General features: G+C 50.6%; 20 protein-coding genes and 1 other annotated feature. Of the genes, 1 reads left to right on the forward strand and 19 read right to left on the reverse strand.

Annotation, left to right across the window (positions count from 1 at the left end):
• Positions 1 to 15 precede the first annotated feature (15 nt).
• The 14 genes from ABEW73_RS13605 to lspA all read right to left on the reverse strand — a co-directional run bounded on the left by ABEW73_RS13605 (position 16) and on the right by lspA (position 16087).
• Positions 16 to 801, reverse strand: a complete 786-nt coding sequence (locus ABEW73_RS13605; protein ID WP_430171207.1) for a hypothetical protein — start codon at positions 799 to 801, stop codon at positions 16 to 18.
• Between the two features lie 219 nt (positions 802 to 1020).
• Positions 1021 to 1605 (reverse strand): TetR/AcrR family transcriptional regulator, encoded by a 585-nt coding sequence (locus ABEW73_RS13610; protein WP_430171209.1) that lies wholly within the window; start codon positions 1603 to 1605, stop codon positions 1021 to 1023.
• Between the two features lie 207 nt (positions 1606 to 1812).
• A complete protein-coding gene (gene pyrE, locus ABEW73_RS13615; RefSeq protein ID WP_430171211.1) occupies positions 1813 to 2454 on the reverse strand; it encodes an orotate phosphoribosyltransferase in 642 nt (213 codons plus the stop codon).
• On the reverse strand, positions 2451 to 3188 hold the full coding sequence (pyrF, locus tag ABEW73_RS13620; protein ID WP_430171213.1) for an orotidine-5'-phosphate decarboxylase: 738 nt from the start codon (positions 3186 to 3188) through the stop codon (positions 2451 to 2453). Before pyrF ends, pyrE begins: the two co-directional genes overlap by 4 nt.
• A gap of 19 nt (positions 3189 to 3207) precedes the next feature.
• Positions 3208 to 6414, reverse strand: a complete 3207-nt coding sequence (gene carB, locus ABEW73_RS13625; RefSeq protein WP_430171215.1) for a carbamoyl-phosphate synthase large subunit — start codon at positions 6412 to 6414, stop codon at positions 3208 to 3210.
• 1 nt (position 6415) lies between these two features.
• Positions 6416 to 7552, reverse strand: a complete 1137-nt coding sequence (locus ABEW73_RS13630; RefSeq protein ID WP_213645330.1) for a carbamoyl phosphate synthase small subunit — start codon at positions 7550 to 7552, stop codon at positions 6416 to 6418.
• 60 nt (positions 7553 to 7612) lie between these two features.
• Complete coding sequence (locus tag ABEW73_RS13635) at positions 7613 to 8914, reverse strand: dihydroorotase (protein WP_430171217.1); 1302 nt, start codon at positions 8912 to 8914, stop codon at positions 7613 to 7615.
• Between the two features lie 121 nt (positions 8915 to 9035).
• Positions 9036 to 9947 (reverse strand): aspartate carbamoyltransferase catalytic subunit, encoded by a 912-nt coding sequence (locus ABEW73_RS13640; RefSeq protein ID WP_430171266.1) that lies wholly within the window; start codon positions 9945 to 9947, stop codon positions 9036 to 9038.
• Complete coding sequence (gene pyrR, locus ABEW73_RS13645; protein WP_430171219.1) at positions 9947 to 10507, reverse strand: bifunctional pyr operon transcriptional regulator/uracil phosphoribosyltransferase PyrR; 561 nt, start codon at positions 10505 to 10507, stop codon at positions 9947 to 9949. The genes ABEW73_RS13640 and pyrR overlap by 1 nt, the downstream gene beginning before the upstream one ends.
• A 318-nt stretch (positions 10508 to 10825) precedes the next feature.
• Positions 10826 to 12079, reverse strand: a complete 1254-nt coding sequence (locus tag ABEW73_RS13650) for an LL-diaminopimelate aminotransferase (protein ID WP_430171221.1) — start codon at positions 12077 to 12079, stop codon at positions 10826 to 10828.
• Between the two features lie 116 nt (positions 12080 to 12195).
• Positions 12196 to 14160: a ribosomal protection-like ABC-F family protein gene (gene abc-f, locus ABEW73_RS13655; protein ID WP_430171223.1), complete on the reverse strand. Its 1965-nt coding sequence runs from the start codon at positions 14158 to 14160 to the stop codon at positions 12196 to 12198.
• A 142-nt stretch (positions 14161 to 14302) separates the two neighbouring features.
• A complete protein-coding gene (locus tag ABEW73_RS13660) occupies positions 14303 to 14458 on the reverse strand; it encodes an RAxF-45 family protein (RefSeq protein WP_430171225.1) in 156 nt (51 codons plus the stop codon).
• Positions 14459 to 14615: 157 nt separating this feature from the next.
• Positions 14616 to 15587 carry an RluA family pseudouridine synthase gene (locus ABEW73_RS13665; protein ID WP_430171227.1) on the reverse strand — a complete coding sequence of 324 codons (972 nt, stop codon included), beginning with the start codon at positions 15585 to 15587 and terminating at the stop codon, positions 14616 to 14618.
• On the reverse strand, positions 15587 to 16087 hold the full coding sequence (gene lspA, locus ABEW73_RS13670; protein ID WP_430171229.1) for a signal peptidase II: 501 nt from the start codon (positions 16085 to 16087) through the stop codon (positions 15587 to 15589). The genes ABEW73_RS13665 and lspA overlap by 1 nt, the downstream gene beginning before the upstream one ends.
• Positions 16088 to 16297: 210 nt before the next feature.
• On the opposite strand from lspA, the gene ABEW73_RS13675 reads away from it, so the two are divergent.
• Positions 16298 to 17038, forward strand: a complete 741-nt coding sequence (locus ABEW73_RS13675) for a TraR/DksA C4-type zinc finger protein (protein ID WP_430171231.1) — start codon at positions 16298 to 16300, stop codon at positions 17036 to 17038.
• 62 nt (positions 17039 to 17100) lie between these two features.
• Here ABEW73_RS13675 and ABEW73_RS13680 read toward each other — a convergent pair whose 3' ends face one another.
• The 5 genes from ABEW73_RS13680 to ABEW73_RS13700 form a co-directional block, all read right to left on the reverse strand.
• Positions 17101 to 17448, reverse strand: a complete 348-nt coding sequence (locus ABEW73_RS13680) for a DUF5665 domain-containing protein (RefSeq protein ID WP_430171233.1) — start codon at positions 17446 to 17448, stop codon at positions 17101 to 17103.
• A 239-nt stretch (positions 17449 to 17687) separates the two neighbouring features.
• Entirely contained in the window at positions 17688 to 20777 is a 3090-nt protein-coding gene (gene ileS, locus ABEW73_RS13685; protein ID WP_430171235.1) for an isoleucine--tRNA ligase, read from the reverse strand.
• A gap of 246 nt (positions 20778 to 21023) precedes the next feature.
• Positions 21024 to 21303, reverse strand: a binding site (T-box leader).
• 65 nt (positions 21304 to 21368) lie between these two features.
• Entirely contained in the window at positions 21369 to 21863 is a 495-nt protein-coding gene (locus ABEW73_RS13690) for a DivIVA domain-containing protein (RefSeq protein ID WP_076320648.1), read from the reverse strand.
• A 172-nt stretch (positions 21864 to 22035) separates the two neighbouring features.
• On the reverse strand, positions 22036 to 22818 hold the full coding sequence (locus ABEW73_RS13695) for an RNA-binding protein (protein ID WP_430166924.1): 783 nt from the start codon (positions 22816 to 22818) through the stop codon (positions 22036 to 22038).
• Positions 22819 to 22833: 15 nt separating this feature from the next.
• Complete coding sequence (locus ABEW73_RS13700) at positions 22834 to 23103, reverse strand: YggT family protein (protein WP_194541674.1); 270 nt, start codon at positions 23101 to 23103, stop codon at positions 22834 to 22836.

A 23103-nucleotide genomic window follows, 5' to 3' on the forward strand; every position in this document is an offset into this window, starting at 1 on the left:
TGATGCCGCCCTTTCTCACTTAATGCGCTCAATGACCGCACCAAGCTCCCGAATGATTTCCGTTACCGTGGCGCCCCAAATTTGATCCTGTTCGCCTTCATTGCGAATCAGCCAATTGGAGTGCTGTCCTCTCAACAATTCGATTCCCTGCATTCGGCAGTTCAGATTCGGACAATAGTACGCGGTAAAGGTAGCATATCTCTCCGGATGGCTGACACAATCGGCCAAGGCGGAGACAACCGATTCAGGGTAGCCTTGGGCGAGCAAGTACTTCCGTGGCTCCTGCTCCCCTTGCTCGGCACTCATCCATTGCTGGAACCAGCCTTTAGGCATAGTCAAAGAAGCTGTATCACGGTTCTTCCTATCCTCCAGCTGCAGATGATTGATGATTTTTAGCCAAGCCTCCGAAGGGGTTCCCAGCGCTTCCAGCACATAGACTCTCGCACCGTCAGGTCCGCTTTCAATATCGGCCTTTACCACCATACTTGAACTGTAATAAATGAAACACTCCTTCTGCCCTTCGTCGGAACCGGACACTCTCATATGTATCGTTAACAGGGTCCGGCTGCATACTTCTATGTATTCCAGCAGTTCCTGCACAAGTACGGGCTCGTTATCCGCCGTATCAATCAAGCCTTTCTCCTGCAGCTCCTGCTCGATCTTGGCCACTTCTGCGGGCATCTCCTCGGTCAACGTTCCGCGAAAAGGGTCCTCTAACCCAATGACAGCCCGCACACCGACAATGCCGGTTAATACAAAGAATTGTTTGCCGGTCAGTTGAATCCTGGACGGAATTCCCAAAGACCTCTCCTCCTTACGGTCAGCCCCACCTATTTTGTGTTAAAATCTGAGGTTATCAATACTATTATAGGTGAGACATCTCCTTGCCCTCTACCAAGTCGTGGCCCTAAATTTATAGGAACATATTCCCAAATTAGCCGATTTTCAAACCAATTGAGCAGTGAAATTTCACAAAAAAAACATTCCCGGGTCGAAATCACCTCTGGAATGTTCTTGTACTCATGTTAGATTAGACAGATCCTCCTGCTGGATAATACCGTGATAAAGAATCGTCATCAGTTGTTCACTGACCACGTTCAGGCTCCCCAGACCATGGTACCATTCGTTCCGGGCTGTAAATTCCTTGATAAAAGTAAGGAACGCGACCAATATCTGGGGAGAGATGTCTTTCCGTATCTGTCCAAGCTGCTGGCCTTTAAAGATCAGCATTTCAAATTCCGGAACAACGAATTTCTGGTTGAATTGAATCAGCTTGTCCATCTGCTCCGGGAATTTGGCCAGATCCGCCACAAATTTCTGCGATACAAACGCTGAAAATTTGTGCTGATCCCTGTAGAAGACGGTTAACGCCTCAAGCGGGTCTTTTGCCTGGTCCATCATATCGCGGTAAATCGCCATGAGCTCGTCGACCATCTGGTCCACGACATGATCCAGTAAACCCTCTTTGCTCTGATAGTAGTTATAAATCGTCATCTTGGAAACGGGGACCGCTTCGGCAATCTGCTCCATACTCGTCTGTAAAATCCCCTGCTCTAAAAACAACCGCTTCCCGGCTTCAAGCACTGCTTCTTTCTTAGCATTCATCTGTTAGACTATATCCCTTCTATATCAGCATGAGGACACCGCTGGCTGGCTACCAGCCGCGTACAGTCCTAATGTAACGATCCAGCCTGCCGCTGTCAACCCGGCACCCACCATGGATTGTCTTAGCCTCATTATAATAAAAAAAGCTGTCGCTCTGCGATAACTCACAAAGACGACAGCCTGATAATCTTAGCTGGTATACGTTGTTTACACGCCAAAGGAAGTTGGATTCGATCTCCAAGATTGAAGAAGCTCCACATCTTGTTCCTGAATCCGATTCTCGGATAAAGCTACATCAATCAGCGCACCGTAGTTGGACAAGCTTTGCAGCGGAATCTCAGCTTCGGCGAAGGCTTGTACCGCTTTATCCAGCTGATAGCTGAATATGGCCAGTACCGCCAGCGGCTCTGCCCCTGCATCCTTGACCGCTTGCACCGCTTTGAGCGAGCTGCCGCCCGTCGAGATCAGATCCTCGATCACAACCACCTTCTGACCGGGCTTGATCAAGCCTTCGATCAGGTTTTCCTTGCCATGACCCTTTGCTTTGTCCCGAATATAGGACATGGGCAGGTTCATCTTCTGAGATACAAATGCCGCGTGTGGAATCCCGGCTGTGGCCGTACCGGCAATGGCCTCGGCCTCCGGATATTGCTCCCGGATGACGGCTGCGAACGATTCAGCAATGTAGTCGCGAATCTCGGGATAAGACATCGTCAAGCGATTGTCACAGTAGATCGGGGACTTAATTCCCGACGTCCATGTAAACGGCTGGTGAGGTCTAAGGGAAACGGCCTCAATCTTCAGCAAATAAGATGCGATCTGATGTGGAATATTCGCGAGTGTACTCATGCTTGAATCATCTCCTCAATAATCTGTTCTGCAGCTTGTCTCGGGCTCGGGGATTCCGTAATGGGACGGCCGACAACCAGATAATGACTGCCCTTGCGGATGGCTTCTCCTGGTGTAAGGACCCGAGCCTGGTCTCCGATATCCGCACCGGCCGGACGGATACCCGGTATAACGGTCTTAAACGCTTCCCCGCATGCGGATCGAATGGCCTCCACTTCAAGCGATGAAGCGACGACGCCATGCAACCCCGCTTGCTGAGCCAGCTTCGCATAACGTACGACCGCATCCTCCACCAAACCCGGGATACCGATTTCGTTATTCATGACATTCTGACTCGTACTAGTCAACTGGGTTACCGCAATAATCGTAGGCATGGCAAGACCCGGGGTGTCCGCCACTGCGGCCTCCGCCCCGGCTTTTGCCGCCTGCATCATGAGAGCGCCGCCGCTGGCATGGACATTAAACATGTCCACACCCAGCCGCGTTACGCTATCCGACCCGCCTTTTACCGTGTTCGGAATATCATGCATCTTCACATCCAGGAACACGGAATAGCCTTTTGCTTTCAATTCTTTAACAAAATCGGGACCGGCAGCGTAGAACAGCTGCATACCGACCTTCATATAACACGGGATCCCCTCCAGCTGCTGCACTAATGCTTTCGCACGCTCGGCATCCGGGTAATCCAGGGCCACCATCAGGCGGCCCGCCATTTCATTGTAGCTGGCGTTCATCTATATCCCTCCTTCTCGATTAAACCGGCATCGCTTCAGAGGAGAAGTTGATGGTCTCCAGCATCGTCAGAAGCTCACGTACCGTATCGAGCGAGGTCATACATACCACACCGTTTTCTACCGCTTCACGGCGAATTCGGAATCCGTCACGCTGCGGCGTTTTACCCTTGGTCAATGTGTTGAAGACGAAATTCGCTTCACCTGTGCGGATCATATCCAGAATGTTCGGCGTTCCCTCGGACAGCTTATGAATGGTGGTCACGTTAAGACCCGCTTCTTTCAATGCTGCAGCCGTGCCGCCTGTGGCGATAATTTTATAACCAAGCTTATGGAAGCCTTTCAGAAGTGCTGCAGCTTCAGCTTTATCTTTATCTGCGATGGTAGCGATGATCGCACCCGTTGAAGGAATTTTCATGCCTGCACCGATCAGACCTTTGTACAGCGCTTTGGCATACTTCACGTCACGGCCCATAACCTCACCGGTGGATTTCATTTCTGGTCCAAGTGTAGGCTCAACGCGGCGAAGTTTAGCAAAGGAGAAGACCGGTACTTTAACCGATACATGCTCGCTTTCCGGCCACATGCCTTCCTCGTATCCCAGATCCTTCAGTTTGCTGCCCATGATCGCCTGTGTTGCCAGGTTTGCCATCGGGATACCTGTAACCTTGCTCAGGAACGGAACCGTCCGGGAAGAACGCGGATTCACTTCGATCACGTACACTTCATTTTTATAGATAACGAACTGGATGTTAACAAGTCCGCGTGTATTCAGCTCTTTGGCAATTTTGATCGTAATTTCGGCAATCTTGTCTTTCAGGTCCTGGGACAAGTACTGTGGAGGATATACCGCAATGGAGTCACCGGAGTGAACGCCCGCGCGTTCTACATGTTCCATGATGCCTGGAATCAGCACCGTATCGCCATCGCAGATCGCGTCTACTTCCACTTCTTTACCCATCATGTAACGGTCGATCAGAACCGGATGATCCGGGTTGATCTTAACCGCCTCTTTCATGTAGCTCAGCAGCTCGCTGTCGGAGTATACAATCTCCATCGCGCGTCCACCGAGTACATAAGATGGTCTTACCAGAACAGGATAACCCAGCGATTGCGCAGTTTCTACAGCATCATCAACCGAAATTACAGTTTTGCCTTTCGGTTGGGCAATCTCAAGTCTGGACAGAAGCGCTTCGAATTTTTTACGGTCCTCGGCTTCGTCAATGCTTTCCAAGCTGGTACCCAGAATCTTCACGCCCGCTTTGCTGAGCGGCTCAGCAAGGTTAATTGCGGTCTGCCCGCCAAACTGTACGATGACACCGATCGGTTTCTCCTGCTCGATGACGTTCATGACATCTTCGAGGAAGAGCGGTTCGAAATAGAGACGGTCCGACGTATTAAAGTCAGTGGAGACAGTCTCCGGGTTGTTGTTAATGATAACCGCTTCGTATCCCGCTTTTTGGATCGCCCATACAGCGTGCACCGTGGAGTAGTCGAACTCGATCCCTTGACCGATCCGGATCGGTCCGGAGCCCAGTACGATGACCTTCTCCTTGGCGGATTCGATGACTTCGTTCTCCGTTTCGTACGTCGAGTAGTAGTACGGCGTCGTTGCTTCAAACTCAGCGGCGCAAGTATCCACCATTTTGTAAACCGGACGCAATCCATGCTCGCGACGCAGGAATCCGATCGACTCCTCGGTTGTGTGCGTGCTGGCCTTGCCTTCCGCGCGCAGCTCGGCTATGGCACGATCCGTAAAGCCGAGTCGCTTCGCTTCGTACAGCGTTTCGTAAGTCAGTGACGCTTCGCTGCGAATATGATCTTCATATTGGATCAGGCGCTCGATCTTGTCCAGGAACCACCAGTCGATCTTCGTCAGGTCCTGAATCTGCTGGAGTCCATATCCCCGGCGGAACGCTTCTGCAATCAGGAACATCCGCTCATCGTCGGCTTTGATCAGACGCTCCTGGAGCACTTCATCGCTCAGCTCATTAGCGCCCTTCAAGTAAAGGCGGTGCACGCCGATCTCCAGAGAGCGAACCGCTTTATGGATCGACTCTTCGAAGGTGCGGCCAATCGCCATCACTTCGCCGGTTGCCTTCATCTGAGTTCCCAGCTTCCGGTTTGCGTGGATGAACTTGTCGAATGGCCAGCGTGGAATTTTGCTGACAATATAGTCCAGCGTAGGCTCAAAGCAAGCATAAGTCTGTCCCGTTACCGGGTTGACAATCTCGTCCAGGGTGTAACCCATCGCAATTTTTGCTGCCATCTTCGCGATCGGGTAGCCCGTTGCCTTGGAAGCAAGGGCAGAAGAGCGGCTGACCCGAGGGTTTACCTCGATGACATAATATTGATAGCTGTTAGGATCCAGCGCGAATTGCACGTTACAACCGCCCTCAATGTTCAAGGCGCGGATGATTTTCAGCGAAGCGGATCTGAGCATTTGATACTCGCGATCGGACAGGGTCTGGCTTGGTGCCACGACGATGCTGTCACCGGTATGAACGCCGACCGGATCAAAGTTCTCCATGTTACATACCACGATGCAGTTGTCGTTCGCGTCGCGCATAACCTCATACTCGACTTCTTTCATACCTGCGATGCTCTTCTCGACCAAACATTGCGTGATCGGGCTGTAACGAAGTCCCGAGCTGACTGTTTCACGAAGTTCCTCTTCGGTTGCGCAGATACCGCCGCCGGTGCCGCCCAAAGTATATGCCGGGCGCACGATCAGCGGATAACCAATCTCATTTGCGAAGTCAAGCGCCTCTTCCAACGTCGTTACAATCGTGCTTTCCGGTACGGGCTGATCGAGTTCACGCATCAGTTCACGGAACAAGTCGCGGTCTTCCGCTTTCTCGATGGACTCCAGCTGCGTTCCGAGCAGCTTCACATTCTCCTGCTCCAAAATACCAGCGCGTGCAAGCTCAACGGCCATATTCAGGCCCGTTTGCCCTCCAAGCGTCGGGAGCAATCCGTCCGGACGCTCTTGACGGATGATCTGTGTAACAAATTCGAGCGTAATTGGCTCGATATATACTTTATCCGCCATGTTCGTGTCCGTCATGATGGTCGCCGGGTTGCTGTTAATCAGCACAACCTCGATACCTTCTTCTTTCAAGGCTTGGCAGGCTTGGGTTCCAGCGTAGTCAAATTCCGCTGCTTGCCCGATGACAATCGGACCGGAGCCGATGACGAGAATTTTTTTGAGTGTTTCATTTTTAGGCATATTAATGAGCTCCTTTCACGGCTGCGGCCAGAACCGCTTGGCGCGGTTTCCGGATTTCATTCTGTTTATGGTCTCTTATCATCTCAAGGAATTGATCGAACAGATAGCTGCTGTCTTGCGGACCAGGTGCAGCTTCAGGATGATATTGCACGGAGAAGGCCGGGAATTTCGAGTGCTTCAAGCCTTCAATCGTTTTATCGTTATTGTTGATATGTGTAACTTCCAGATCCGTCCCTTTGACGGAATCTTCATTTACCGTATAGCCATGATTCTGGGAAGTGATGTAGCAGCGTCCGCTGGCAAGCTCTTTTACCGGGTGGTTCCCGCCGCGGTGGCCGAATTTCAGCTTCTCGGTATCAGCGCCCGCAGCCAGTGCAAACAATTGGTGGCCAAGGCAGATGCCGAAGATCGGATATTCGCCAAGCAGTTCTTTGACCATATCGACCGCGTATGGAACGTCTTTCGGGTCCCCAGGGCCGTTGGACAACTGAATGCCGTCCGGGTGAAGTCTGCGGATTTCATCGGCCGTCGTGTCATGCGGAACGACCATCACGTCGCAGCCGCGAGAAGTCAGTTCGCGCAGAATTCCGCTTTTTGCACCGAAGTCAACCAGAACGATCCGCTCTTTGGAGCCTGGGCTTGTAAACATTTGCGGCGTAGAGGTTTTTGCCACCTGGTTGCGGAGTTCGGCGATCGTCGTGTCACCGAGCATCTCCTTAAGCTCTTCCACCGGCTTGTTGGAAGTGGTGAGAATCCCCTTCATCGTACCGTAGTGACGAATAATCCGGGTCAACATCCGGGTATCAATCTCGCTGATTCCTGGAATACCGTATTCCTTCAATAAGCTGTCAACACTATATTCTGCTCGCCAGTTGCTAGGAACAGGCTCATGACGACGAACAACGAATCCGTGGACGAACGGCCGAATGGATTCAAAGTCATCCCGCGTGATGCCGTAATTTCCGATCAAAGGGTACGTCATGGTCACGATCTGTCCACAGTAAGACGGGTCGCTCAGCACCTCTTGATACCCTGTAATCCCTGTATTGAAAACAACCTCTCCGGTCATTTCAGCATCCGCGCCAAAGGATTTTCCGCTGAACAGCGTTCCGTCCTCCAGTAACAATCTTGCCTGCATCCCGATCACTCCTGTCATCTATGTGTAATTTATTTTATAAGTCTTTTGCCTAAGTGTTACTTAAAATCCGTGCTGCTCCGACCATTTCACTTCGCCGTCCACCCAAGTCATCACAGGCCAGCCTTTCAGCTTCCAGCCTGTAAATGGCGTGTTGCGGCCTTTCGTTGCGAACTCTTCCGGATTCACTTCTTTCTCTGCTTCGAGATCAATCATGGTCAGATCTGCTGCTTTACCAGCTTCCAGCACGCCCGTTGCAAGACCGAATACTCTTGCCGGATCGCTGGTCATCCGCTTCACCAGCAAGCCGAGATCCCATTGGCCTGTGGCGACAAATTGGGTATAGAGCAGCGGGAATGCTGTTTCGAATCCCACGATTCCGAATGGTGCAAGCTCCATGCCTTTCGCCTTCTCTTCCGCGCTGTGCGGTGCATGGTCTGTTACGATCATATCGAGCGTTCCATCCAGCAGACCTTCTATACAAGCCTCCACATCACGCGGGGTGCGCAGCGGCGGGTTCATCTTCCAGTTGGCGTCCAGACCAGGAATATCTTCGTCAGAGAGAACCAGATGGTGCGGGCATACTTCAGCCGTTACCGAGATGCCTATTGCTTTTGCTTGGCGGATCAAGCGTACGGACTGCTCCGTGCTCACGTGGCATACGTGGTAATGTACGCCGGTGGCCTCGGTAAGCAGAATGTCCCGTCCGACATGGATCGCTTCCGACTCATTGGGTATTCCTTTCAGGCCGTGCTTCTGAGCGAACTTGCCTTCCGTCACGCAAGCCCCTTTCACCAGCGAGTCATCCTCGCAATGAGCAATGACCGGCATGCCCAGCGCTTTCGCTTTGTTCATGGCATCTTTCATCATCTGTGCGTTCTGCACACCAACGCCGTCATCCGTAAAGCCGATCGCACCTGCTGCCTTCAAGGCCTCAAAATCCGTCAGTTCGCGGCCCAGCTCGTTTTTCGTAATGGCTGCGTAAGGCAGAACCTTGGCCAGACCCGCTTCACTAGCCTTTTCCAGCACAAGCTTCACCGTTTCCGGCGAATCGGTAACTGGTCTTGTGTTCGGCATGCAGGCGATGGTTGTAAAGCCGCCTTTCACTGCCGAGCGGCTGCCACTCTCGATCGTTTCCTTGTGCTCATAACCCGGCTCTCTCAAGTGCACATGCATATCGATGAATCCCGGTGTGACCAGTTTGCCCTCGGCATCGATTATTTGAACGTTATCGTCCACTTCCGGCAAAGCTGCGATATCACTTGCAACCGACTGAATCAAACCGTCTGCAATGACGATATGTTTATCTTCGAGCTGTCCTCGTTCATTGATCACTTTGGCATTCTTTATCACTTGCATTTGCATCTTGATTCCCTCCGCAGCAGAAGCACCATTCGCTTCTTTGTATATTGTATAATAAAAATTCATTTTTGTGTATAAATATTAGTATTTATTCATCCTATACACCGTATTACGCGTTTTCGAATCAGCCCATCGCCCGTTCCATAACCGCCATGCGAATGGGTACTCCGTTCGCCATCTGCTTGAATATCATCGATTTTGGACTTTCCACGACCACATCGTCGATTTCAACATTGCGGTTCACCGGTGCCGGGTGCATAATCATCGTGTGCTCCGACAGCTTTGCCGCCCGTTCTTCCGTCAAACCATATTGCTGCCGGTATTCTGCGCTGGATTTGAATACACCTTCGTTATGGCGTTCCAACTGAACCCTCAGCATCATCACCACATCTGCCTTCAGTGCCTTCTCCATCGATACGTAGGGTGCATACTGAGCTAGCTCCGGAGCCTGCATCGTTTCCGGTGCGCAGAATTGGACATGGGCTCCGAACTTCTGCAGTGCCCACAGGTCCGAACGCGCAACCCGGCTATGCTTGATGTCGCCGATAATGGATACCGTCAATCCTTTAAGCTCTCCGAAGTTTTTCTTCATCGTATAAAGATCGAGCAGCGCCTGGGTAGGATGCTCGTTGTTGCCGTCACCCGCATTGACTAGCGGGATCGAGATCCGCTCCCCAAGCTCCTGAAGCACTCCAGAGGGTTTCAGCCGGATGACGCCGGCATCGATCCCCATGGATTCCAGTGTTCTTACGGTATCGTAGATGGACTCGCCCTTTTCGACGCTGGAGGCTGCCGCTGCAAAGTTCATCACCTCGGCGCCAAGTCTTTTCTCAGCCATTTCAAACGAAAATCTCGTTCTGGTGCTGTTCTCGAAGAACATATTAACCGCAAATTTCGATTTAAGTACCGGCACCACTTTCTCGGGCTGTGCTTCCCAATATGACGCCCGACTCAGGATCGATCCAATCTCGTCTCTGCTAATATCCTTCAAACCTAAGAGGCTACGTTCTTTCAATGAAATGGCTGTTGTCATGATTATCGTTCCTCTCTTTGGCTAATGGTCACTTCGTCCTTGCCGTCGAATTCGGTTAATGCAACCGTAATCTCCTCATGTTTGGAGGTAGGAACGTTCTTACCGATATAATCCGGCCGGATGGGCAGTTCGCGATGTCCGCGATCTGCCAAAACCGCTAGCTGTATCATTCTAGGCCGCCCACAGTCCATCAGCGCATCCATCGCAGCCCGAATCGTCCGTCCGGTGTACAGCACGTCATCGAACAAAATGACTTTCTTGTCATGAATATTCAGGTGTTCCAGACTGCGCTTCGCTCCTTCCACCCGTTCTGCAGTGGCTTCCTTGCTGTCACGGTCATCGCGGTAGGAAGTCACGTCGATCTCCCCCCATGGAATGGGCGTCCCTTCAATTTCATTCATTCGCTCAGCGATTCGCTGAGCCAGGAACACGCCGCGTGTGCGAATGCCGACCAGGACGCAGTCCTCAATCCCTTTATTTTTTTCCAATATTTCATGGGCAATTCTCGTTAGGGCGCGGCGGATGGCCGTCTCGTCCATAATCACATGCTGTTCGTTGTTCATCCTCAAGTCCTCCTTATAAACGTTTGATTAGCCCTCTTTAGTTCAGACGATCCGTGAGTTCATTACACACAAAAAAACTCCTTGCCCGGCTGGACAAGGAGTTGATCTCATAGAGATAGTGTCGAAAGCGCAGCATCTATCCGCAGACAGAGCCATGCCTCCTGTTAATGAACCTCGGTTCACGTTACCTTGCCAGCCTCACGGGACTGATTTAAAGGTGCTATTCGATTGCTCTCATTATGACAGACCCTACAGGAGATGTCAACAGCGATCAAGTCGAATAATGTCGTGTGCCAAGTGGAGTTTATATGGTGTTCATCAGAATTCAAATTCTACATCGCTAAGTCTTCTGCGAATTTCGGAAATGACGCGTTTCTCTTCTTCTTCGCCGTCAGCAATAAAGGTTACGGAGAAACGTACGAAGTGTCCCGCATCATCCCATGGTACGGTGGAGATCAATTTCTCGCGAATCAGATATTGGGAGAAATCTTCGCCGGATTCAAAACGACGTCCGCCTTTAACGCCTTTTGGAGCTTCAACATACAGGAAGAAGGAACCCTTCGGCTTCTCGGCCGTAAAACCAAGCCCGTTCAACACGTCTACCAGCATGTTGTGGCGACGGGAATACTTCTCAGCGATCTTCTCCGTAATTTGCGGATTGTCCAGACCGTATGCGGCAGCTTTTTGAATAGCTATGAATTGTCCGGAATCATTGTTGTCCTTCACATCACCAAACGCTTTAACCACTAGCGGATTACCGGCGATGAAACCAATGCGCCATCCTGTCATGTTGTAAGACTTCGACAGGGAGTGAAGCTCTACGCCAACATCCTTCGCGCCGGGGACGGAGAGAAAGCTGAGTGGCTTCAAGCCATCGTAAGTGAGCGCTGCATAAGGAGCGTCATGGACAACAACAACGCCATACTTGCGGGCCCACTCGACAACCTCGGTGAAAAACTCGACCGTTGCGCTGGCACCCGTCGGGTTGTTCGGATAGTTCAGGTAGAGCAGTTTGGCACGGCGTGCAATGTCCTCAGGGATCGAGCTGAGATCCGGCAGAAATCCATTCTCTTTTTTTAACTCCACATTATAAACTTCGCCGCCCAAGTACTTGGTATGCGTACCGAGTACAGGGTATCCGGGAACCGTCATGATCGTGATGTCCCCAGGGTTAATGAAACAGGACGGCAGCATGGCCAGTGCCGGCTTGGAACCGATGGAGTGCAGAACTTCTGTAGCGCCATCGATGCCTTCGACACCAAATACATTCTTCAAGTAGCGAACAGCCGCTTCCTTGAACTCCGGAATTCCGTTATCCGCATAGCCGCGGTTTTCCCGCTTCGCCGCTTCTTCTGCCAGCTTCGCCACGATGCCTGCATCCGCCATCTCATCCGGCTCGCCAACCCCCATATCGATCAGCTCCGTGCCAGGATGTTCCTGCTTCGCAGCTGCCTTCGCTCTTTTGATCTTCTCGAATTTATAAATGGCTGTATCTTTGCCATAATTAGCACCGCCGATGCGGTTGGCAAAGCTCTGTTGAATGTATGTTTCCTGATATTTATCCATACTCATGATTTGTATTCATCTCCTACTCTAGCTTTCATACTCATCCTAAATATGCAGGAAAATCACAACTGGAGCCATGCATTATATATCAAATGATTTGTACTTTTTCGGCTGGTCGGAGCTTAAGTCAGCTCCAGCCATTCCGCAAGGAGCTCGTCACGACTGGTGGATAGCGACTCCCGCTCGTTCCAGCGCTGCTCAAGCAGTGAGAGATCCGTATCCTTGTGTAAATCATCGCCTTCCGTTTCAAGCCAGCCGTCAAGCTGCCGGATGCGGGTCTCTATACGAGCAATCTCCTCTTCTAACCATTTGGACCTTTCGGCGGTAGAACGATCCGCTTTTACGCGTTTGGAAAGCGGAGCAGGGCTATCCTCCGTTTCAGGCTGCTGCGCCACCTTCTGCTTGGGACTAACATCAACGCCCGCTGATACTTCCCTTGCCTGCAATGCCGCTTCAAGCCGGTCTTTCTTATCCCGGAATTCGTCATAATTGCCATGATAGACGGTCAGCTTCCCTTGATTCAAATCCCACACTTTGCGAGACACCTGATTTACAAAATAACGGTCATGCGAAATGGCAAGAACGGTCCCCGCATAATCCTGCAGTGCATCCTCCAACGCTTCGCGGGAGGCAATATCCAGATGATTCGTGGGTTCATCCAGAAGCAGCAGGTTCGGCTTCTGATGAATAAGCAGCGCGAGTCTCAATCGTGTCCATTCCCCTCCGGACAACTGCCCTACCGATCTGAACACGGCCGCACCATAGAACAGATACCTTGCCAATATTCCTCGAGCTTCTCCCTCTTCAACTCCGGCCTTCTCCCGGAAATATTGAAGCACTGTTTCCTTCGGATTGTCCGGTTCCTCCTGCTGAGCGAGGTAACCTACATCGACACGCGAACCCCATTCAAGCGTACCGGAATCAGGTGTCAACACGCCTAACAGCACTTTGAACAGCGTTGTTTTCCCGCTGCCGTTTGAGCCCATCAGCGTAATTTTCTCGCCGAATTCGATTAGACCGGATGCTCCCCTCAGCACTGCCTGATTCCCATAGGAAACCTCAACTTGCTCAAAGTATGCCACGCGGCGACCGGAACGATCCTGAGGATTCAGTTCAAAATCAGCCTGTCTTCGTTCCAGCACGGGTCTCTGAACCCGCTCCATCCTCTCCAGCGCCCGTCTCATGGAAGCCGCGCGCTTGAAAAACTTCTCATTGCCGCCAATCCGGCCGAACTCTTCTAGCTGCTTGATGGATTCTTTCATCTTCTTGATTACTTTCTGCTGCTCCTGATAGTCTGCAAACTGCCGCAGCAAACGCTCTTCCTTATCTTTCATGAACGCGGTGTAGCCACCATGGGCAGTAAAAGCTTCGCCATCTTCAAGCTCAATCGTTTTGGACACGACCCGATCCAGAAAATATCGGTCGTGAGAGATTAAGACGCAAGTTCCCGGATATTCGCGTAAGAATTCCTCCAGCCATTCCGTACGTGCCAAATCCAGATGGTTGGTCGGTTCATCAAGCAAGAGCAAATCCGGCTGTACAATCAGCTGCGATGCCAGCGCGACACGGGTTTGTTCTCCACCGGACAACGAGCCAAAGGCCAGTCCGTACTCGCTCTTGGGTATTTGCAGCCCGGAAGCGATTTTGTCGATGCTCGCTTCCAGCTCATAACCGCCCTCGGTTTCAAACCGTTCCTGAAGCGCTGCGTATTTCCGCAGCACTCGATCGAGCAATTCCGCATTTCCAGCGATATCCGGGTCACTCATTTTTTCCTCAAGCTCCGTCATTTCCGCTCGGTAATCCTTCAAGTGACTCAACCCCTGTGACAATACATCCAGCACTGTCCAGGTATCCATATGGCTCGGAATCTGCTCCAAATATCCGATTTTTGCCCCCTTCTTTATAGCCAGCTGCCCTTCGTTGGGCTGATCCAAACCGGCAAGCAGGCGCATCAGCGTCGACTTTCCGCTGCCGTTCCTTCCGATTAGCGCAACCTTCTCGCCTTCCTGTATTTCAAACGATATCTGGTCCAGCACCAGATGAGCACCGTGGTATTGCGTCAGTTTCTGTACATTGATTATATTCATTCTAGGTATCCTCCTGTAAGCTGCGAACATTCAACCTGTTCGCAAAAGCGTATAGATTAGGGAGAAGACCCGGACTGCAAACGCAAAAAGGGCCCACAGAGCAAGCTCCGCGGACCCTTAAGAATAGTAAGCCTGAATAGGCTTAATCCGTATAGGCAGGCAGGTGACTTCTCGCGATGGTACAAACCGTATTGTTAATATTGGACAGACCTCTCCCGTTGTAGAGAAATGCATGAACAATGCCAGCCATAGCTAAAGGCAGCTGGCTAATACGGTTGTTAACCATCTCGATATTCATCCTGCTCACCTCCTTCATCAAAGTTATCGTCACTATAACATATCCATGGATAAAATGGCAAGAAAAATAGCCCCACAAAGTGGAGCCTATGCTTCGATGCTTACTCCATATACTTTGCGGGGACCCCAAAAAAACATATAAATGCGAAAAGGAACCGCTAGCGGCCCCTTAGAATCGTCAACAATTCTTCCATATCACTTGGCAACGGCGCTGAATACTCCATATACTCACCACTCGAAGGGTGGACAAAACCCAGAACGGCTGCGTGAAGGGCTTGGCCGTCCAATTTTATGCCCTTGCTCTTGCCGTATACGGGATCCCCCACGAGAGGATGGCCGATATACTTCATATGCACGCGGATTTGATGCGTACGCCCAGTCTCCAGCTTCAGCTCCAGAAGAGTGTAATCACCGAAACGTTCTATAACGGTAAAATGGGTTACCGCATGCTTGCTGTTCCGGTCCGTGACCGTATACAATTTACGATCATGCGCATCCCGTCCGATTGGCGCGTCAACGGTCCCTTGATCATGAGTCATATTGCCATGAACCAAAGCCAGATAACGACGGTTCACGCTGTGATCCTTCAACTGAGCCGCAAGAGAAGCATGAGCTTTATCATTCTTCGCTGCCATAATCAGACCGGTTGTATCCTTGTCAATCCGATGCACGATGCCAGGCCGGAGTTCGCCGTTGATGCCTGACAAATCCTTGCAGTGAAACATTAATGCGTTCACAAGAGTGCCCGAGGAATGACCAGGAGCTGGATGAACTACCATCCCTCTTGGCTTGTTCACAACAATGACGTCTGCATCTTCAAACGCGATCTCTAGCGGGATGTCCTCCGGAATAATCTCTACTGCTGATGGCTCAGGAACCTTCAGCAGGATGCGGTCACCCTGACTCACTTTGTAATTAGACTTAACCGGACCTTCATTAACGATGACATGGCCATCGGTAATCCATAACTGCACCTGGGAGCGGGAAATATCCTCACCGAGATTCTCTGTTATGTATTTATCTATACGGGTTTTGGCAGATTCTGCATCCACCGTCCACTCATAGGTTTCGGATTCGTGCCCCGTTTCGCCTGTCCATTCCGTATCTGTATCCATACCTTCTTGCAACATTATTCATTCCCTTCTGTGCCAGAAACTTCACTTGTTGTCTTTATCTTCTCGCGTCTTCCTTCCAGAAGCGTATCCAATATGATCAATCCCACACCGATGACGATACAAGAATCGGCAATATTAAAAATCGGGAATGTGTAGCTGCCAAAATTAAATTGCAGGAAATCGACAACCTCTCCCATCACCAAACGATCGATGAAGTTTCCAACTGCCCCGCCAAGTACAAGCGCAAGGGCCGTAGGCAGCAGCTTACGTCCTTCTTTCGATACTTTCCGCAGGTACCAGACAATCCCGCCCACAACGATTAGCGTCACCACAATGAAGAACCATAATTGATCCTGCAGTATGCCAAACGCGGCTCCCCGGTTTCGGCTCGAGGTAATCAGGAAAAAGTCTCCGATCACAGGGATCTGTTCATAAAGCTCCAGCTTCGAGGCAATCAAGTACTTGGTTCCCTGATCGATAAGAAATAAAACAAATGCAATCAAATAATACACCACTTGTTTATGTCACTCCGTTCTTGTCTTCTCCAATCAGGCGATGTACTTCGCTGATCGGTCAGTAACTCGTCTTATTGTAGCACAGCGGCTCAGAAACCGTCCATTCCTGTCCAGTGGCGAGAACATTTTCCGTCAGTAAAACCATCTCAATGGGTGCACTCTATACATATGAACCAGAAGGTCAACTTCGGACCATGAAAGGAGCCTGACATGTCGCATCTAACTCAGGAGCAACTCAATAATTTGCAACAAAAGCTGATGGATCAAAAGGTTGAGCTTGAACGGCGCATGGTATATAACGACCAACATGGGCTGGGGGAATCCGAGAGGGATTCGACCGGCGAGTTATCGCATATCGATAATCACCCCGGTGATCTGGCTACGGAGCTGTATGAGCGGGAAAAAGACCTCGCCCTACAGGACAGGGTAGATCTTGAGCTGCAGCGTGTCATTTTCTCTCTTGAAGCCATTCATCACGGACGCTACGGTGTTTGCCTGACCTGCGGTCAACCCATTCCATACGAACGGCTGGAAGCTCTCCCTGATACGCAATATTGCGTATCAGACACTCCTCGCGAGAACTTGTCCTACAATCGTCCGATTGAGGAAGAGGTTCTTGCGCCCGCTTTTGGAAAATCCAGTATGGATGAACATGAATATGCGGCTTTTGATGGCGAGGATGCTTGGCAGATCGTCGAAAGCTGGGGCACCTCCAACACGCCTGCAATGGCGGAAGGAAACGACATTGACAGCTATAACGAGATGGATATCGAGAATGGCGATGATCAAGGCGGATTTGTAGAAGTGTATGAAAATTTCGTTGCAACCAATATCGATGCTTCCGAAGTGTTTATCGTTCGAAGTCCGCAATATGTCGATTACCTAAACCGGGGCGAAGGAAGCTACCTGCTTGATCCCCATGGCGATCCTGATGATGAATCTTTAAGTTAAATAAGTCTTTACCGACCGGCAGCATAAAATTGGATGCAGTGCTGCCGGGCATTACATACAAACTACGATAGTTCAAGCTGACGCTGAACGATCCGAACAATATCCGCAATGTAATCGCCGATAATTGGCAAGTTCAACGCGCCAAGCGCCTGCAAGACATATATAATGGTCGCCGCAAAAAAGGTAAAGCCAATCGCGATTCCGACCCCGCGGGCGGTTCCGGCCAGCAGATTCGTCCATATGAGCCTCCATGGCCGATTCAACAGCTGGGTGTATTCCGCGATCCGGGACTTCTCCAGCTGCTGTGCGATGTCCGTGGTCATGCGGTGTATGGCACTCAATTGGTCCCGGTCTTCCTCCAACGGCTTTTTTTGTTCAGTTGACACCCCAGCATCCGGCTTCTCCGCCATGTCCACCGCCCCTTTGCCTAAATTAATCGACATCAAATGAATGAGATCAAGAGCAGCTACATCGCCATGTGTGCTCGCAGCCTGTTTATCATTACTTTTGATTTCGCTGATTATTATGCATCTATTGGAAGAATCTCATTCGTTCGTGAGCCCCCCTGACGAAAGCCGATACTTATTTGAATACAAAAAAACACTGCCCCTTATAGATAAGGGCAGTGTTGTATAACCATATTTATTACTTAGGCGATTTGGATGCCAATGGTTTTGCCGCCAAGCTCAACCCGCTCCATGCCTTCGCGTTGTCCGAATTGCAAATCGCTAACAAGGACATTCTCGCGCAGCACTTCTTCAAATGCGGTGATTGCAGCTTTAAGCTCATCATCTGTATCCAGAGTCAAGTTGACTCGCTTCTCGATCGGAAGGTCCAGCTTCTTACGCGTATCTTGTACGGCACGCACCACTTCGCGAACCCAGCCTTCTTGCTCCAGCTCTGGCGTAATATCCGTATTGAGCGCCACGGTTAAACCATATCCTGAAGCAGATGCGAAGCCTTCCTTCGCCTTCTTCTCCACCAGCAGCTCTTCGGACGTGATCTGTAATTCTTCACCTTCCGGTGATGTAACATTCACGCCGCCCGTTTGCACCACCTTGCGGGTCTCGTCACTGCTCATGCCTTTCAGGAACCCTTGCAGGAAACCGATATTTTTACCGTATTTCTTGCCTGCGACCTTCAGGTTCATTTTCAGTGTGAAATCAACGAAACCACTATCGCTGGTCTCCACTTCAATCACTTTGACGTTGATCTCATCCTTGATGATGTCTTGATAACCGGAGAGATCAAACTCGCGATCCATGGACACAATCAGCTCAGACAGCGGCTGACGCGTTTTGATCCCTGTCTCGTTGCGGACGTTGCGCGCAAGCTCTACGATCTGTCTTGCCGTCTCCATGTCCTGCTCAAGCGCCTTGTCGATCAATGCTTCATCGGCTTGCGGGAAGTCGGCCAGATGCACGCTTTCTCCTCCGCCCAAATTCACGAAAATATCTTCAGACAGCATCGGCGTAAATGGAGCCATCAGCTTGGAGAGGGTCAGCAGCACATGTGTAAGCGTTCCGTAAGCCGCCAGCTTATCTTCCCCGAGCCCGCTGCCCCAGAAACGGTCACGCGAACGGCGGATATACCAGTTGCTCAGCTCATCCACATAAGCTTCGATTGCTTTTGCCGCATTCAGGAAATCATTCACAGCCAATCCCTTGTCAACCACTTGAATCAAGCTGTTCAGGCGGGATAGAATCCAGCGGTCCAGCTTATGGTCCGATCCTTTGAACTCGTGCTTCTTCGGATCATAGCCGTCAATACCGGCATACAGCGTCAGAAATGCATGGGTATTGACCAGCGTATCCACAACCTTAGATTTGGCTTCGCCTACAATTCCCTTCGAGAAACGTTTGCTGTTCCATGGCGCACTGTCAGCCAGCAGCGCCCAACGGAACGCATCCGTGCCGTACTCTTCAATGATTTCCCAAGGATCGATGACGTTGCCTTTGGATTTGGACATCTTCTGTCCATTCTCATCAAGAATATGGCCTGTGGCCATCACCGCTTTATAAGGCGCTTTGCCCGTGAAGAGCGTCGATACGGCCAGCAAGCTGTAGAACCAGCCGCGCGTCTGGTCGATCCCTTCGCAGATCATATCGGCTGGATACTGCTGTTCGAATTTCTCCTTGTCCTCGAACGGATAATGGTATTGCGCATACGGCATCGAGCCGCTGTCAAACCATACGTCGATGACTTCCGAGGTCCGTTCCATCACGCCGCCTTCACAGTGAGGGCATTTCACTTTCACTTCATCCACATAAGGTTTATGCAGCTCCAGATCCTCCGCTACCTCACCTACCGCGTTGGCGCGAAGCTCCGCGATGCTGTGCGGCGAGAATTGTCCTTCACAAGAATCGCAGACCCATACATTGAGTGGCGTTCCCCAATAACGGTTTCGGCTGATGTTCCAATCGACCAGATCTTCAAGGAATTTACCGAAGCGGCCGTCACGAACATGGCCCGGATACCAGGTTACCTCATTGTTGTTCGCGATCAACTGATCCTTAACGGCTGTCGTTTCGATAAACCAGCTCTCCATTGCATAATAGAGCAGCGGGGATTTACAGCGCCAGCAGAATGGATAGCTGTGCTCGTATTTCTCCTTGCTGTACAAAAGTCCTTTTTCAGACAATGCCTTCACAATGTCCAGATCGCAATCCTTGACAAAGCGTCCGGCAAAATCCGTCACTTCATCGGTATAACGGCCTTGGCCGTTCACGACACTCACGAAGCTAATACCATTCTCGCGGCACACGCGATAGTCATCCTCACCGTGCGCAGGCGCCATGTGTACAATCCCCGTACCGCTTGCATCGGTAACAAAGGATGCGCCGACGATGAGATTCGCTTTCTCCGCTTGTACATACGGGAACGGAGGATCGTAAGTTTTTCCAACCAGTTCGGAACCTTTCAGCGTCGATAGAACGGTAAAGTCGCCCTTCATGACATCCTCTACCAAATTCTTAGCCACGATATAAATGCCATCCTCCTGCTCGACACGGGCATAATCCATATCTGGATTAACGGCCAGCGCCACGTGAGATGGAAGCGTCCAAGGCGTCGTCGTCCATGCCAGTACATACTCTCCGCTGTCATGCAGCTTAAACTTCGCCGTTGCGCTCAGGTCTTTAACATCTTCATAACCCTGAGCCACTTCGTGGGAGCTGAGCGTGGTCTGACAGCAAGGGCAATACGGGCTAACGCGATGACCGCGATACAGAAGACCTTTATCATGAATCGTCGCCAAAATGTTCCATACGCTCTCGATATAGTTGTTCTCGAGCGTGATGTATGGATGATCCAGATCGGTCCAATACGCGATCGCTTCAGTCAGTTCGCGCCATTTATGCTCATATTCAAATACGCTGGATTTACACTTTTTAATAAAAGCTTCAACGCCATAATTCTCGATCTCCTGCTTGCCGGAGATGCCCAGCTGCTTCTCTACGCCAAGCTCTACCGGAAGTCCGTGTGTATCCCAGCCTGCTTTCCGAACGACATGGAAGCCTTTCATCGTCTGATAGCGGCCCACAAAATCTTTGATCACCCGGCCGAGCACGTGTCCGATATGGGGCGCGCCGTTTGCGGTTGGGGGACCTTCGTAGAATACATAGTTTGGCTTGCCGGCCCGCAGTTCGATTGATTTCTTGAACGTATTCTCCTCGTTCCATTTGTTCAAGATACGCAGCTCTCTTGCCCGCGCCTTCTCCTTGACGTCTACTTTATTCATGCAGATCTTCCTTTCACTCTTTTTCGAGGTTGTTCAAAAAGTCCGATTTTGATCACGAAGTGAATCAAGAAGCAACTCGGCATCGAATCTTGAATTCAGCCGGGCCTTCCGGTGCTCACGTACAAACTACGTACGCTCCGCTCCTCACTCCCTAGCTTCATCCAACCTTCTCGGTGCTGAAAACCGACCTTTTTGAACTCGCCCTTTTTCGTAAAGTTCTGTGAAAATAAAAAAAGGCCTCATCCCCCAAGGGACGAGAACCTGTTCTCGCGTTACCACCCTAATTTCGCTTAACCGACTTCAATTAAAAAGCCTGTGCAAGCGACACCTCAATGTCCATGCCTGTATATCATAGGCAAGGTCCGATGTAACGTTCGGCTGACGGTTCAGCTTACGCACGCGGTTAAACGCTTCAGCTTCACTTCTCCGGGATGATCTTCTGCTTGGTCTGAACGCCGGGCTTTCAGCAACTGCCGGCTCTCTGAGGGACAGATCCTTCGCGTACTATTCCCATCAACGAATTCTTGTATGAATCAACAATATGTTATTAGTTATAGACTCTTTCGCGGGAAAAGTCAACCGGATACCCGTCTAGTATACCTCTTTTGGTTCAAGACTCGGTTCGCGGTTCTCCAGCGTCTCCCAGCCCTCTTGTTTCAAAAGCTCCAGCTGTGCTTCAACCAAGGAACGGAAGCGTGTTCGGTAGATGGAAGCCTGCTTTTTCAGCTCTTCAACCTCAAGCGCGATTTTGCGGGATTTACCTAGCGCATCGTTAATGATCCGGTCCGCATTCTTCTCGGATTCCTTAATGATCAGCTGAGCTTCCTTCTTCGCGTTGTTCTTCAGCTCATCCGCCGCCTCCTGAGCGACAATGATGGTCTTAGACAAGGTTTCCTCAATATTCGAAAAATGATCCAGTCTTTCTTGCATCGTCATAAGCTGGTTACCCAACTCTTTGTTCTCCCGGATCACACTTTCATAATCCTTAATAATCTGATCCAAAAACTCGTTGACCTCGTCCTCATCATAACCCCGAATTCGACGGGCAAATTCCTTGTTATGTATATCAAGCGGCGTCAATGGCATGGTGTGCACCTCCTAAATATATGGGCCTTACAGGACGGTTCATCCGCTGTGTTAGTCAAACCACCCGTCCGTGAAGACAATAGCGGTCATTTACGATTTATCGGTAAATCCATTGTAATTTTGAATGACACTTTGTACTCATTCGACAAAAAAACGGCAATTCCTTCAAAGGTCAGGCATATTTCCCAACCTTGATACGGTACCGCCCTTTTTTCGTCAGGCTTCCTGTCTCCAAAACTTTAAACCGTCCAAACCCTTGGATGGAAACGACATCGCCTTCTTTTAAATTCGTGGATGGATCCTCTTCCACTTTCCAGTTCACGCGGCATCGGCCAGCCTTGATTGGCACCACGATTTTCGTACGGCTGATTCGGTATGCATCACTGGCGATTCCGTCGAGTCTCATGGAAGATGCCGTTATATCCATCGTTTCAAAATTCGTGTGGGCAACCTGAAGCTTGTCCAGCGGCAGCAGTTCCGTCATCACATGCACCCGGTGGACCTGGCTGAGATTCAGATGGAGGAACGAGCTAATATCGTCGGCAACGACCGCATGACAGCCGTCCGCGAGCACATGAATGTCACCGATCTTGGATCTTTTAATGCCAAGGCCCAATATCGAACCCATATAATCGCCATGCTCCAGCTCCAGAAACTTCTGATCTCCGGAAGCGATGCTGAGCACCTTCATCTTGAAATCCTCGCCTTCAAGCGCTCGGTAATCTGGAGCGATCAACGCCCGCACGCGTTCTGCATCAGCATGTCCACCATCAAACATAGCATGCACATCTGGATGACGATTCACGAGCGATTCCAGAATGAATCGCTGCCGAGGGTCCAGGAAATCCGTCAGTTTCGCTTCATGGTATTGTCCGGCATTGACAACCCACTCCCAAGCTCGGTCCACAAATTCCCGTTCATCCTTGTGAAAATGATCGTAGATGTCCAGTTTCATCGCTGATTCACCTGCTTACAGGAAATATCCGAGAATAGCGTACACGCCGCGCTGTGCCAGTTGAAGCACAAACAGTGCGACGATCGGAGAAATATCGATCATACCCATGATCGGCGGAATGAAACGGCGAAAAGGTGCTAGATACGGCTCCACTAACTTGCCAAGCAGTTCACCGATAAAGCTTTCTCTCACGTTCGGAAGCCATGACATTAAAACGTAGACCAAGATCATATAAAAATAAATTTGGAACAGCGTTCCGACGATACTGTAAATTTCGTAGGTCAA

Source organism: Paenibacillus lautus (assembly GCF_050482385.1).
Taxonomy (GTDB): domain Bacteria; phylum Bacillota; class Bacilli; order Paenibacillales; family Paenibacillaceae; genus Paenibacillus_AQ; species Paenibacillus_AQ lautus_B.